The organism is Paenibacillus sp. J31R109, assembly GCF_059692055.1.
On the sequence record NZ_JCAUAR010000003.1, the window covers coordinates 456951 to 471552 of the forward strand.

14 protein-coding genes are annotated in these 14602 nt (G+C 46.2%); 4 read left to right on the top strand and 10 right to left on the bottom strand.

From position 1 onward, the window contains the following. Positions 1-19: 19 nt before the first annotated feature. Entirely contained in the window at positions 20-2647 is a 2628-nt protein-coding gene (alaS, locus tag AC58QT_RS11860; protein ID WP_497409155.1) for an alanine--tRNA ligase, read from the bottom strand. A gap of 414 nt (positions 2648-3061) precedes the next feature. On the opposite strand from alaS, the gene AC58QT_RS11865 reads away from it, so the two are divergent. Then, complete coding sequence (locus AC58QT_RS11865; protein WP_497285644.1) at positions 3062-3283, top strand: DUF3951 domain-containing protein; 222 nt, start codon at positions 3062-3064, stop codon at positions 3281-3283. 275 nt (positions 3284-3558) lie between these two features. On the opposite strand, the gene AC58QT_RS11870 is transcribed toward AC58QT_RS11865, so the two are convergent. The 5 genes from AC58QT_RS11870 to cymR all read right to left on the bottom strand — a co-directional run bounded on the left by AC58QT_RS11870 (position 3559) and on the right by cymR (position 7122). Next, complete coding sequence (locus AC58QT_RS11870) at positions 3559-4629, bottom strand: AI-2E family transporter (RefSeq protein WP_497409156.1); 1071 nt, start codon at positions 4627-4629, stop codon at positions 3559-3561. Positions 4630-4784: 155 nt separating this feature from the next. After that, entirely contained in the window at positions 4785-4988 is a 204-nt protein-coding gene (locus AC58QT_RS11875; RefSeq protein WP_028555750.1) for a YrzR-like zinc ribbon domain, read from the bottom strand. Between the two features lie 7 nt (positions 4989-4995). After that, complete coding sequence (locus AC58QT_RS11880) at positions 4996-5517, bottom strand: PRC-barrel domain-containing protein (protein ID WP_497409157.1); 522 nt, start codon at positions 5515-5517, stop codon at positions 4996-4998. Positions 5518-5545: 28 nt separating this feature from the next. Further along, positions 5546-6694 carry a cysteine desulfurase family protein gene (locus AC58QT_RS11885; RefSeq protein ID WP_497409158.1) on the bottom strand — a complete coding sequence of 383 codons (1149 nt, stop codon included), beginning with the start codon at positions 6692-6694 and terminating at the stop codon, positions 5546-5548. A gap of 8 nt (positions 6695-6702) precedes the next feature. After that, positions 6703-7122 (bottom strand): cysteine metabolism transcriptional regulator CymR, encoded by a 420-nt coding sequence (gene cymR, locus AC58QT_RS11890; protein WP_497285638.1) that lies wholly within the window; start codon positions 7120-7122, stop codon positions 6703-6705. Positions 7123-7534: 412 nt separating this feature from the next. Here cymR and mnmA point away from each other — a divergent pair, with 412 nt between their 5' ends. The 3 genes from mnmA (at position 7535) to AC58QT_RS11905 (ending at position 10172) form a co-directional block, all read left to right on the top strand. Further along, positions 7535-8623 (top strand): tRNA 2-thiouridine(34) synthase MnmA, encoded by a 1089-nt coding sequence (gene mnmA / locus AC58QT_RS11895; protein WP_497409159.1) that lies wholly within the window; start codon positions 7535-7537, stop codon positions 8621-8623. A gap of 60 nt (positions 8624-8683) precedes the next feature. Then, positions 8684-9373, top strand: coding sequence for an AlkZ-related protein (locus AC58QT_RS11900; RefSeq protein WP_497409160.1), 690 nt, complete (start codon positions 8684-8686; stop codon positions 9371-9373). Between the two features lie 451 nt (positions 9374-9824). Then, positions 9825-10172 (top strand): DUF3889 domain-containing protein, encoded by a 348-nt coding sequence (locus AC58QT_RS11905; RefSeq protein ID WP_497409161.1) that lies wholly within the window; start codon positions 9825-9827, stop codon positions 10170-10172. Here the strand turns inward: AC58QT_RS11905 and AC58QT_RS11910 are convergent. The 4 genes from AC58QT_RS11910 to AC58QT_RS11925 form a co-directional block, all read right to left on the bottom strand. Further along, a complete protein-coding gene (locus tag AC58QT_RS11910) occupies positions 10167-11486 on the bottom strand; it encodes a replication-associated recombination protein A (RefSeq protein WP_497409162.1) in 1320 nt (439 codons plus the stop codon). The two genes, AC58QT_RS11905 and AC58QT_RS11910, sit on opposite strands and share 6 nt — an antisense overlap. Positions 11487-11614: 128 nt before the next feature. Further along, positions 11615-13144, bottom strand: a complete 1530-nt coding sequence (locus tag AC58QT_RS11915) for an MFS transporter (protein ID WP_497409163.1) — start codon at positions 13142-13144, stop codon at positions 11615-11617. 14 nt (positions 13145-13158) lie between these two features. Further along, on the bottom strand, positions 13159-13686 hold the full coding sequence (locus AC58QT_RS11920; RefSeq protein WP_497409164.1) for a PadR family transcriptional regulator: 528 nt from the start codon (positions 13684-13686) through the stop codon (positions 13159-13161). 144 nt (positions 13687-13830) lie between these two features. Further along, the gene (locus AC58QT_RS11925; protein ID WP_497409165.1) at positions 13831-14589 is read right to left on the bottom strand and encodes a tRNA threonylcarbamoyladenosine dehydratase; all 759 of its coding nucleotides are present in this window, start codon (positions 14587-14589) and stop codon (positions 13831-13833) included. Positions 14590-14602 lie beyond the last annotated feature (13 nt).

The following is a 14602-nucleotide window of genomic DNA, read 5'->3' on the forward strand; positions in this document are numbered from 1 at the left end:
CTGTCCATTAGAAAAATAATTATACAAATTGGGAAAGGAGCCCCTCGACACTAGCTAAAGCAGCTTGCAATTTCGATGCATCCTTACCGCCAGCTTGTGCCATATCTGGACGACCGCCGCCGCTTCCGCCGACTGCCTGTGCAACCTCTTTAATAATTTTACCCGCATGGAAGCCTTTAGAAACGAGATCAGGTGTAACAGCAGCTACCAGATTCACTTTATCTTCTGTCGCAGCGCCAAGAACGATGACTGCCGACCCCAGTTTCCCTTTCATCTCATCAACGATGTTACGAAGAGAATCCATATCCGCAGCATTGACTTGTGCAGCCAGAACGGCAACACCAGCAACTTGCTTCACTTGATCCGTAAGCGAACCAGCCTCAATACGACCAAGCTTACCACGAAGTGACTCGTTCTCACGTGCCAGTTCTTTCATTTGCTGCAAAGTAGCATCCACACGTTTGGGAACATCCGTGATGTTCGATTTCAGTAAGCCAGCTGCTTCTTTTAACAATTGCAGTTGACCATCCAAATACTCATACGCGCTGCGCCCAGAAACAGCTTCAATTCGACGTACGCCGGAACCAATTCCCGACTCACTTACAATTTTGAACAAGCCGATTTGGCCTGTATTTTGAACGTGGCAACCACCGCAAAGCTCTAAGGAATAGTCGCCAACTTGTACGACACGAACGATATCGCCGTACTTCTCACCGAATAACGCCATAGCGCCCATTGCTTTCGCATCTGCGATTGCTTTGAGGGAAATATCTACGTTCGTGCTATTCCAAATTTGTTGATTCACACGGTGTTCCACGTCTTGCAGCTCTTCACTCGTGATGGAGCCGAAATGGGAGAAGTCAAAACGCAAGCGATCTGGCTCTACAAGGGAACCCGCTTGATTGACATGCGTCCCTAACACTTCCTTAAGTGCTTTGTGCAGTAAGTGTGTTGCCGTATGGTTCTTAATAATGTCTGTACGTGGTGCAGAAGCAACTGTAGCGACTACAGCCTCACCTTGGCGCAGTACACCGGACTCAACGATGACTTTGTGGACATGCTGACCATGTGGAGCTTTCATCACATCAACAACCTGCAAAATTACCTGATCGTTGCGAATTGTACCATGGTCGCTAACTTGACCACCGCTCTCTGCATAGAAAGGCGTACGGTCTAGAACGACTTGGCATGTTTCACCAACACCAACAAGCTCTACGAGCTCATTCTCATGCACGATGGCTACGATATTAGCAGTAACTACCAATTCATTATATCCAACAAATTCGCTTTTAATCGTTAATTCCGACAGCGGCCCGCCTTGAACCTTCATACCGCCCTCTTTGTTACTTGCTGCACGTGCGCGATCACGCTGCTCTTGCATGGAAGCATCGAAACCAGCACGATCCACAGTTAGCCCTTTCTCTGACGCGAAATCCTCCGTCAAATCAAATGGGAAGCCATACGTATCATAAAGCTTGAATGCGTCAGGTCCGCTGATTTGATTCGTGCCAGCTTGCTGCGTTTTCTGTACCATTTCGGCAAGAATGATCAAGCCATCGCTCAGCGTCTCATGGAAACGCTCTTCTTCGGTACGAATAACTTTCTCAATGAACTCGCGCTTATCGACAACCTCAGGATAATAGACTCCCATGATGTCCCCAACCGTTGGCACTAGCTTGAACAAGAACGGTTTATCCAACCCAAGCACTTTTCCATAGCGTACTGCGCGACGAAGCAAACGACGAATGATATAACCGCGACCTTCATTGGAAGGAAGTACACCATCACCTACTGAAAAAGCAACCGTACGAATATGGTCAGCAATGACTTTTAGCGCAACATCATGCTCTTCATTGACATGGTAAGCAACACCTGTTAGCTCACATGTTTTCTCAATAATCGGCAAGAACAAGTCGGTGTCGAAGTTAGAATCCACATCTTGTAGAATGGAAGCAAAACGTTCTAAGCCAGCACCTGTATCAATGTTCTTATTCGGAAGCGGTGTGTAGCTGCCATCTGAATTGTGGTTGAACTGTGTGAACACCAAGTTCCACACCTCAAGGAATCGCTCATTCTCGCCGCCTGGCCAGCATTCTGGATCAGACAAATCACCGTATTTATCGCCGCGATCGTAGAAAATTTCCGTACACGGACCGCATGGCCCTTCACCAATATCCCAGAAATTATCTTCTTTCAGCTTATAGATACGTTCTTCTGGAATGCCAATTTGCTTGTTCCAAATGTCGAAAGCTTCCTCGTCATCTTCATGAACCGTAACCGAGATCCGATTCGGATCAAAACCGATCCATTGCGGATCTGTTAGGAACTCCCATGCCCATGGAATAACTTCCTTTTTGAAATAGTCCCCGATGGAGAAGTTCCCCAGCATTTCAAAGAATGTATGGTGACGACGTGTTTTACCTACGTTTTCAATATCATTCGTACGGATACACTTCTGAGCATTCGTAATCCGCGGATTCTCAGGAATTTCACGCCCGTCTAGATACGGTTTCAACGGAGCAATACCCGCATTAATCCACAAAAGGGATGGATCATTGTGAGGGACTAAAGAGGAGCTAGGTTCAACCTTATGCCCTTTACTTGCGAAAAACTGTAACCATTTTGAACGAATCTCACTTGCTTTCATCGAAGTCAAGCCTCCATATTTAGGATAAGTTTACAAACAAACAAAAAACGCCCCTGCAGCTAACAGGGACGAATCATCGCGGTACCACCCTGGTTATTGTATCCGTGCTCCCGTTGCCTTAGAGGCAAGGGCGAATCCAATCTCCTTGTGCGGACTTGTAACGGGTCCAACCGGTGGAGTTCATCCACACTCCGAAACGAGCTTTGGGCCATCCTAACACCGAAAGGTTCTTCCAGCCGACTTCGCAGCGCTAACTGCCAAGTGGAACCTTCTCTCTGATCGATGGGCTATGACTTACTTAGTTTCATCAACGTTTTATTTCACATATAGATAAGGCAAATTATAACTTTATGGATGTTGCCTGTCAATATGACAGCCATCTATATTACAATAGAAACAACGGAGGTGCTTTAAATGGATATGTCTACCCTAACACTGCTCGGTCTGATTTTCCCCATTTTCGTATTAATCATTTATATCATGGTGAAAACACTCATTAAAAAACAAATTCCAGACAGTCGTTACAATCCCTTTGACTACATTACAGGTCAATCGCATGTGGAGTTTCAAGAACAAAAAGAACAAAAAGAGGAAGACGACAGCCAGGGTGATGATAAAGATAAGCATCTAAAATAAGGACTTGCATCCCATCCCTTACACAGAAAAATTCACCATTGACAATGATTCTCAATAGAAGTATACTAAGTTTATTGATAATGATTTTCATTATCGCACGAAACACTAACAGCTTGCATATTACTCACTTATTCCGTAGTCCATTTCATGGTTTACGTATGGGCCACAACCTTTTCTAACTCCTCAACCCTCGTGCAAAACCCCTTGGACCATGATCCCGCAAGTCATGGCTCAGGGGGTTTTGTGCGTCTTCTGACTGTAACGGCAATTCCCTATTAAGCAGTCGGCTTATGTACAAAATGGATGAACACATGCTGGATAATGACTTTCATCACAGCGAAAAACGGTACAGCCAAGATTAAACCAACTACGCCCGCTACTTCTCCCCCAACTAGCAAGGCGAAGATGATAAACAGGGGATGCATGTGCAAGGTTTTGCCAACAACCTGGGGAGAAATCACATTCCCCTCGAGAATCTGCACGGTCAAATTGACCAATGCGACGAACAGTACCATTTTCAAAGAGACGGTTGAAGCCATAATGATGGCAGGCGCTGCACCAAAGAAAGGCCCCATATAGGGGATGATATTGAAGATGGCGACCACACTGGCTAGAAGCAACGGGTATGGCATTCCTATGAGCCAGTAGCCTATATAAGCCAGAATGCCAATAATGATACATACAAGGAGCTGTCCGCGAATATAATTGCCCAACGCCGTATCTATGTCCATCAGGAGAGAGACGGTTTTTTTTCGATGTTTCACTGGCACGATAGCCAGCGCTGTTTTCTCAATAATCTGGAAATCTTTCAAGATATAGAAAGCGAGGAATGGCACGATAAAAGCAATGAACAACATATTGATCGTCGTCCCGATTTGATTCATGTAATCGGCGACAGCCATAGAAATCTTAGATTCCAGCTTACCGATTGAGTGATTAAACCCATTTCGCACACTGTCGGGCAGTAGTTGATTTTGATTAAAACCGTCAACAAGCGACTGTGCGCGCATCGCCATTTGTGGCATATGCTCATTCAATTCTGCAGCCTGCTCAATAAACATCGGGGTCATATTCATGATGATGACTGTCACGGATGTGATGAACACACTATAAATCAAAAGAACCGCAATTGTTCTTGGCACTTTCCGTTTATTCAGAATCGTGACCACTGGATTAAGTATGTACGATATGATGACCGCAATGAAAAACGGCATTACGATGGCTTTGATGAAAGTAAAAAGATGAAATAGTATAGGTTTTATCAGTACAAGCAAGTATAATCCGACCAGAATGAGTAGGGCATAAACCATACCCACAAACCATTTATTACTTAAAAATCGTTCCATACGACCTCCACCTCTGTCACTAGAAATTCAACGCAGCGTTCATACAGTATGTGTACAACTCACCCAAATTAACCCTTGGTTGCCGCGGAATGACAAAAAAACGTTAGAGCCCAAACGATTTCTCGCTCGAACGCTAACGTTTCCATATGTTATCTTTAGTTCACGTGTTCATGGATATGAGAAACTTCTTCCTCAAAAAACAAATCATCCAGAGAACTTAACGTACCATCTTCTTCAACTTGATAAACGGACATTTTGTCTCCGTTTACGCTAAGTTCGATAAAACAACCCCAACAGTAAAATTGGTGGGAACCGATCTTTCCAATATCTTTGGAATTACAGTTTGGACAACGCATCATGCTCACCCTATTCTTCTTTGGATACGAAGAGTTCTTCTACTTCCTGAGCGCAATGTCCAGGCACGATGATCGCATCTTCCCCCATCGTTGCCGATTCTGGCATGGGAAGCCACTTTCGCCCTTCTTTTAAATCAGAAATAAACCCTTCGGACAATTCATAACCTACTATTTGTTTACCCCAATTCTGGTTTAAATAAACATCTTCTACCACGCCTAATTCGTGCCCTCCCACTGTGATGACTGAGAGCCCCTTAATCTTGTCACTTCCCTCAAGAAAAGCATGGCACTCGTTCTTCTGCCCAAATTCGCAAATGACACTTTCGTTCGGTATGGTTATAGCATCTTCTCCAGCTGCGACAATTCCCTCCCACGATATGTATCGTAAGGACGAGAACCACGTCTTCGCTTCGAGCACAATGCCGCTTATGTTCCAAGTTGGGTCGATCAATAAATCCTTTACTTCGCCTACTTGCTTACCCGACTCAACGGTTAACACGGGAAGTCCTATCAATTCATGCGCTCTGCGCAAACGCAACGCCTCCTAGAACCGCCCAGTACTACTTATTACGCAACCGATGGATAATGGTTGCAACTTTATGGGCAGCCGTTTCGATTTGTTCTTTAGAATTCCCCATTCCAAAGCTAAATCGCACCGCGGAGTGTGTCACATTTTCTGGAAGTTTCATGGCTTGTAGCACATGCGAGACTTCTAGAGAGCCAGACGTACATGCGGAGCCGCTTGCAGCCGCTACTTGACTTAAATCAAGGTTCATTAAAAGTGTTTCCGTTGATATACCTGGAAATGAAATGTTTAGAATATGCGGAACATACTGTTCCTTGTGCCCGTTAATTGTAAACGCATCACAGCCCAATTGCTGTTCTAGGATCGAAATCATGTGTTCACGAAGCTCACTTGCCTGTGTGTAGTTGCGTTCTTGGAGCGGAAGAATGGTTTCAACTGCTTTGGCGAAGCCGGCGATGGCGGGGACATTTTCAGTACCTGCACGGCGTTTTCGTTCTTGTGAGCCGCCGAATACGTGAGGAAGCAACTTCGTATGCTTGGAGACGTACAGGGCTCCAGCACCTTTGGGGCCATAAATTTTGTGAGCGGACAGACTCATAAGATCAATCGGCAGCTCAGCAAGATTCAAGGGAATCTTTCCTAGTGCTTGCACCGCATCGACATGAAAAGGAATGCCATGCGTTCTAGCGAGCAAGCCAACTTGCTCAATTGGCTGAATCGTACCTACTTCATTATTCACATACATCATAGAGATAAGAGCTGTATCGGGACGAATGGATGCTTCCACATCTTCTAGTTGAACAAGCCCGTCTGAACCTACGGGTACGTATGTGACTTCAAATCCAAGACGTTCTAAGTGTTCGCAGGGATGCAGCACGGCATGATGCTCAATCGCAGTTGTCACGATATGCTTCTTGCCAGCTTGCTCCCCCTGCATAACCCCAAAGATCGCCATGTTATTACTTTCGGTTCCACCACTTGTGAAGATCAGTTCACTAGGCATGCAGCCTAGTGATTTCGCCATACCATCGCGGAAGCGATTCAGCGCTGTTCTTGCTGTACGACCAAAGCTATGCGTACTCGAAGGATTACCATAATTTGCTGTAAAGAAAGGCAACATCGCCTCCCACACATCAGGATGTACGGGCGTTGTAGCAGCGTGATCTAGATAAATAGGTTCCATGAGTCACCTTAAATGTAAAACATGTAATTATCGTTTTTGCCTTTATCCTCAAAAGAGATCAGGTTTGACAATGTTGTGGAGTCCAGCACTTCCGCAATGCTATCGCGAATGCGAATCCACAAATCCCGTTTGGCAGGATCATCCTCTTCCGTAAAATCTACGGGGGAGATCGGCCCTTCAAGTACACGAATAACTTCACCAGCAGTTACCTGCTCAGCAGATTTAGAGAGAATATAGCCACCGTAAGCTCCGCGAATACTTTTAACTAAACCCGCATTACGCAAAGGAGCTACAAGTTGTTCAAGATAATGTTCCGAAAGCTGATGTCTCTCAGCAATACTCTTTAGTGAAGTTGGTCCTTCACCCACTCGGTTAGCTAGTTCCATCATGATCGTTAGACCATAACGACCTTTTGTGGAAATTTTCAAAATTAACACCTCATTCAACATGATATGCCATCAAGGAGTCTGTATATATCGCTAAAACTTGAGATGCTTACCAATCTCGCTCCCTACGTTTTAACAACCAGGGTCGTCCCTATCTAGGTAAACAGCGTTTCCATTTTTCGCAAAAACATTCCAAAACATCCGTATATCGTATCTATGTTATCACAAAACCCTAGTAATGTGGGGGAAAAACAATGACATTCTCATGAAATATTTTAATTTTGAGCAATTGGCATGTATAATAGTAGTGTTCAAAATGAACAGCTCCACCCAAGTCAAGTGAAATAAACGACTACGCCGTTCTCCAAGGACGAGAGAGATTATCAAAAATAGAACCAAGTATATGTGAAACATATGCCTGCTACTATTTCAAGATGGAAAAGAGGTTCACGCTATGGAAACAAAAAAACGTGTCATTCTAGGGATGTCTGGAGGTGTCGATTCTTCGGTTGCCGCGCTGCTGCTTAAGGAGCAAGGGTATGAAGTTATTGGCATTTTCATGAAAAACTGGGATGATACTGACGAATTTGGTCATTGTACCGCAGAAGAAGACGCAGAGGATGTCAGACGGGTTTGTGACCAACTCGACATCCCTTTCTATACAGTAAATTTCGAGAAGCAGTATTACGACAAAGTTTTTGCCTACTTCTTGGACGAGTACACCAAGGGTCGCACGCCGAACCCAGATGTCATGTGTAACCGTGAAATCAAATTCGGAGAATTGTTGCAAAAAGTTCTCGATCTAGGCGGCGACTACATCGCAACGGGACATTACGCGCAAGTGAAGGAACAAGACGGTGAATTCGTATTGATGCGTGGCAATGATTCCAATAAGGATCAAACCTATTTCCTTAACGTCCTTAATCAAGGGCAGCTTGCCAAAGCGATGTTCCCGATCGGTCACTTGCCCAAGTCCAAGGTACGTGAGATCGCTGAAGCTGCTGGTCTTGCAACAGCGAAGAAGAAAGATAGTACGGGGATTTGTTTCATTGGCGAACGCGACTTCAAAACGTTCCTCAGCCAATACCTCCCAGCACGTCCCGGCAACATGGTCGATGTTCGCAACGGTGAAATCAAAGGGCGCCATGACGGATTGATGTATTATACCCTGGGCCAAAGACAGGGACTTGGGATCGGTGGATCTGGTTCCGGTGAACCATGGTTCGTTGTAGACAAAAACTTGGAGAAGAATGAATTGCTCGTCGTGCAAGGCGAGGGCCATCCAGGTCTTTATTCCAAAGGTTTAACAGCTACTGACGTAAACTGGATTTCTACTAAGAAGCCTGAGGGTGCATTTACGTGTACAGCCAAATTCCGTTATCGTCAAGCGGATCAAGGGGTTGTCATCACCTTGCAGCCAGATGGCAGCTGTGAAGTTGTCTTCGATAAGCCGCAAAAAGCAGTTACGCCTGGCCAATCCGTTGTATTTTACGATGGAGAGATTTGTCTCGGCGGCGGTGTGATTGATAAGGTTCACAAGTAAGAGGACAGATAGCATAAGGGCAAGAAATGAGTACACAGATTAGTGTAGAGGAGAATGTGTATGACTATGAATGAGTTAACGATCAAAGCTGATACGTATGAAGATGTAATGAGGCTCGTTAAAGAGATTGGGATTCTTCCTCTCTCTTCGTTCATCCCTGAGCATCCTTCTCTGGACTCTTTGACGCTTCCAGAACAGTGGCATACGGGACTAGAAACAGATCCGTGGCTATGGCGAGATCGCCTTCCAGGTGATGGGCTTGCAGCTTATGGACGATTTTTTGCCAAGAAACCCTTGTTGATTTCTTCCGACCTTTTTCCTTTGATCAAAAATTTACTTGAAGATCCCTATTCCGTAGATGAGCGCTACTCTGACGGTGAACTGTCCAAAGCGGCGGTTGATGTCTATCACGCTATTGCTGGCAATGAAGGGATCGATGTAAAAGCTTTGCGAGCTGCGACCGATTTGAAATCGAAAGAATCGAAGGCCGAGTTCGACCGTGCTCTGATCGACTTGCAGAGTAAAGCGGATATCGTAATTGCGGGAATTAGTGAGCGTTTGAATGCCAATGGTACAAAAAACGGCTGGAACGGCACCTGTTACATGACCGCTTCCCATTGGATGGAACTGCATCGGATGGAGAAGAACACATTGCCAACTCCTGAAGCTAAAACTCAGTTGCGAACACTGCTGAAGGACAAGTATAGCGAAGCTGCTAGGAAGTACTTAACGAAGATTTTTAAGTTGTAATGGGGGAGGAGCACTTTGGTGCTCCTTTTTATGTTGGCTCAGGGGGAGCCAGCTCGTTTAAAGGTCGAGATGACTGCTTGAGAGGTTGAATATTGCTCGCACAGTAGAATATCGGTACCGTTCTTACTCTGAGAGGCCGATTATTGCTCGCTCAGTAGAAGATCAGCACCGTTCTTACTCTGAGACGTCGAAATTTGCTTGCTCGGGAGAGCCAACTCGGCTTAAGGGGCGAAATGACTGCTGAGACGTCGATTTTTGCTCGCTCAGTAGAACTTCAGCACCGTTCTTACTCTGAGACGTCGAAATTTGCTTGCTCGAGAGAGCCAACTCGGCTTACGGGGCGAAATGCTGTAATTTACCGCTCCCTCTTGCGCATGCAAGCTCCCTATCACGCACACGCTACTAACGAAAGGTGTGAGCGATCCTGAGCAAAATCATAGCTATTTTACTCATGTTTGGCTTGAACTGGGTTGGATCTTCTCCTGCACTTGCAGTAGACACCATCCAACATGACAAAAGTGACAATACCGTATGGGCGCCAAAACAAGACCCCTCTTATGCCAAGTGGAGCCGACTCGCTTTTCACGAAGCTGGTAAGGTGTATACATTGTTGGATTACAAATACATTGGAAAGTCCAACGTGGCACCAGGTGTCGTACAACAGCAATTCCGTTTCTGGGTCAAAAAGAATGGCGCTGAATTTCCACTCATCGTCTCCATCCGTTATGATCCCGTTACAGAAAAGGTATTCACGATTCTTATGGAGCAAGAAAATAGAGGGACTCTACGGATTCTATGAATCTGTAGGTGTCCCTCTTCTTTTGTGCTGATTGAGCTTCATCTTCTCTTCTGTGCCTTGATTAGTTGCCGCAAAGATTACTTCATGCTGAATCTCATCCGGCAAGTACTGCTGACGCACATAATGACCTGGATAGTTATGCGGATACATATAGCCTTTATGACCGAGTTTCTCCGCACCTTTGTAGTGGGTATCACGGAGATGCAGCGGAACTTCCGCTGATTTCACCCGCTCCATCAACTCCTGTGCACGCATAATCGCGAGTGGGATCGAGTTGGACTTCGGACTCTCCACAGCGAATAAAATTGCCTGGGAAATGATGTACTTCGATTCCGGCCAGCCAATCTTATGGTAGGCGTCCATCGCCGTGACAGACTGAACCATCGCCTGCGGATTGGCGAGTCCGATATCTTCGCTGCAAGCGACGATCAGACGCCGCAGGAAGGTCATAGGATCCATGCCGAGCTTCTCGACGGCATAGAGGAACCAGAACAGCGCGGCGTCGCTAGAGCCGCGCACGCTCTTGTGAAAGGCGGACAAGACGTCATACTGCGTCGACTCGTCCGCTTTCACGATGGGGCGGCGGATTGACTCTTCCGCCACCTCGCGCGTGATATGAACCGTGCCGTCCGGTTCAGGTGAAGTCGTCAGCGCTGCGAGCTCCAGCGCGTTCAGGGATCGGCGGATGTCGCCATTGGCCATCTGCCCGATGTGTTGCAGCGCCTCCTCGTCCACGTGGAGGCGCATGAAGCCTAGCCCCTTGACGGGATCGGCGATGGCTCTGCGCATGGCGATGAGCGCATGCTCCGCCGTGAGGGGCTCGAGCTGAAACAGCGTCGAGCGCGACAAGAGGGCCCCGTTCACATGGTGTAAGGGGTTCTCTGTGGTCGCCCCGATGAAGATGAGGATGCCCTGCTCTACCGCAGGAAGCAGCGCATCCTGCCGCGAGGTGTTGAAGCGATGGACTTCGTCTAGAAACAACGTCGTTTTACGCCCGTACATCGCTTTGGTGCTTTTGGCCAGCTCGATAATCTCCCGGACGTCCTTCACAGAAGCATCAACCGCGTTGAGCTTCATGAATTCGCCTTGGGTCCGATTCGCAATGATGTTTGCGAGCGTCGTCTTGCCTGTCCCTGGAGGCCCATAGAGAAGAATCGACGTCACTTGATCCGCCTCAATCGCCCTTCGGAGCAGCTTGCCTTTGCCCACAATTTGTTCTTGTCCGATATATTCATCTAATGTCGTTGGCCGCATACGATCAGCGAGCAGCTTGCCCACAGGATCTTGGGATGACGCATATGTAAACAAATCCATGATTAGTTTCCTTTACTTGGAGCTAAAAGTTGGTCTGTCCATTATACCTTGCCTGATTAGGCATGTCATGTCTATCCAAATAAAAAAACTCCTCCAAAGCGCTTGAGTTCCGCATGGAGGAGGCATATTTAGTGAGAAATAACAGGCTCCTGCTGAGCATCTTGACGAGGTGCTGGGGCTGCGAACCGCAAAGGACCCGCAATAAAAGCAGCACCTAACCCTACAACACCAAAGGCTATTGCTAAAATAAAGCCATGATTGATCGCTGTTCCTAGCGAGTCCCGCAGGAAGTTCATTGTATCAGGTGGCAGCGCCGAACCTGCACGTATCAATTGCTCGGGGTTCCCCAACGTAGCAAGTTGATCAAGCGGCATTTGATGCGCAGCGGCCCCCTCCTGAATGAGGCTACTGTAGTTATTGTTCACGATAGTCGCCATAATTGAAGCGCCAAGAACCCCGCCGATATTCCGCCAGAATCCAACGATTGAGGAACTGACACCGATATACTTGCGGTCTACACTTTGCGCAACAGCATTTTGAGCCACACTCATTAAAGGTCCGATCGCACCAACACCAAGTAAGACCATAAGCACAATCATATAGAACTTACTTGCATCATGACTGACTACGCTGAGCAGATAACTGACAACAATACCCGCTGTCATACTGAAAGCGAACACAGCACGGAAGCTGAAGTAGCGTTGCAGGAACCCAAAGCCAACAGCACCAACCATTAAGGAAAACATCATAGGCGTCAGCAAACTATTCGAGTTCGCATTACCTAGAACCGCTGTTGAGAAAATAGGCAAATACGCAATGGCCGAAAACATAATCGCACCTTGACATAGACAAGCTAAGACCGTGGCTAGGACCATCCGATTTTTGAATAATGGTAACGGTAGAATGGGTTCATGCGCTCGGCGCTCCACCCCAATAAACAAGAAACCAATGACAACTGCGACGGCTAATAAGCTAATGATTTGCCATGAACCCCATGCGTAATCCTTCCCTCCGAACTCAAGGGCCAGCATAAGTGAAACGGTTGTTATAATGAGAAACAGCGTACCTAGATAATCGATTTTCGGACGACGATCAGAGCGAGATTCTTTTAGAGCAAAAAACAAGACAAGGAACGACAATACGCCTAGCGGCAAATTCACGTAGAAACACCAGCGCCACCCCCATGACTCAGCTAAGAGCGTACCGATTTGCGGCCCAGCAACGGAAGATAGTCCAAATATCCCTGCAAAAACACCTGACAGCTTCGCCGCCTGCTTGGGGTCGGCAAATATCGTGTAAATGATCGTAAACGAAATCGGGAAGATCGCGCCAGAACCAATACCCTGAATGGCACGGAACACAATAAGTTGATTCATATCTTGTGCCATACCGCATAAAGCAGAACCAATCAGGAAGATCGAAATCCCAATCATGTAAAACAACTTTCTACCGAACATATCCGACAGCTTTCCAAATACAAGCATTGTGCTTGTGGAGGCAAGCATATAGGCGGTGAATACCCAGCTTATTTTATCAAACCCATTAATGTCGCTAATGATGTGTGAAATCGCCGCAGATGTCACGGTGTTGTCCAGTGCGGACATGAGAAGTCCGAGAGCCATCGCCAAAATAATCAAACCTGTTTTCTTATTCGCCATTTTCGAAACCTACCTCACTTCTGTTCTACATTTTTTAACCGTGTTATCCCTTGTGTCAGGGTATGGATTTTACTTTCTGAATTATGGATGCCAATCTGAATACAAATTTCCTGTGTAGGCGACATCTCTGGCTGGCAGTCCACGTACAACTGACGTAGTCTCTCCAAATTTACCTTCGTGCGGTTAAGGAACTCTTCTAACACACCAATCATGATATGTGCTTCTACAAACTCGCCAAAAAACAACCGTGTCATAGCATCCGACTTGAACTCATCGTTTTCAATGGGACTATACATGTACTGCTTAAATTGGTGCTGCCCTTCCTCCGTGATGGAATAGAGGTTTTTATTTGGTTTGCCTTCTTGGATCACACTTTCCTTGGTAATCAAGCCCTCCTTCTCCATTTTGCTAAGCATAGGATAAATCGTGCCGAAGCTCGCGTTGTTAAAGTAGGAAAGAACCGTCTCCATCTTGTGCTTGATGTCATAGCCAGATAAGCTATGGTGCATTAATAAACCCAAAATCACATCTTGACTATTCATGCTGTGAAGCCTCCATTTTGGTGATAACTGTCTTGATCTACTTACAATTTATCACTTTACATATATCGAGTCAATATATACTTTATTGATATATATAAAATGATAAAAAAAAGGGACACCCATTTTCATGGGCATCCCTCAATTCTAAGCTTTGTTCTTCGCACCAATCTCCAGCAAATCCTTCACAGCCGCACTCACCATGATAAGCCCCGCTACAGGAGGTACAAAAGAATTGCTCGCAGGCGGTTGTTTCGCCTTACGTCTATCTGGTGCATTAGCAGGCACGATTTGTTCTGTAACGTCTTCCCGCGGCTTCATTGGTTCTTCCATCGAGAATACGACCTTCACGCCCTTCTTGATGCCTTCCTTACGCAAACGTTGACGAATCACGCGTGCGACCGGGTCCATGCTCGTTTTGGAAATATCCGTAATTCTAAATTGTGTCGGATCCATTTTATTCGCAGCACCCATACAAGAAATCATCGGGATTTTACGTACCAAACATTGTTTGATCAAATGGATCTTGTACTCGATCGTATCACTTGCATCCAGTACATAATCGATTGGATACGCGAATACTTGCTCATACGTTTCCTCTGTATAGAACATCCGAAGGGAGATGACATCACACTCAGGGTTTATCAAAAGGATACGATCTCGCATCAGATCAGCTTTATGCTGACCAACTGTCGTCGTAAGAGCATGGATCTGACGGTTGACATTCGTAATATCGACGACATCCTTGTCGATAAGGATCAAACGGCCAACACCTGAGCGCGCCAAAGCTTCAGCCGCAATGCCACCGACACCGCCAATACCGAGTACAACGACTGTACTATTTTTCAAAATATCTAGACCCTCAGGTCCTATCGCAAGTTCAGTTCGCGAAAATTGGTGAAGCATGGGAACACTTCCT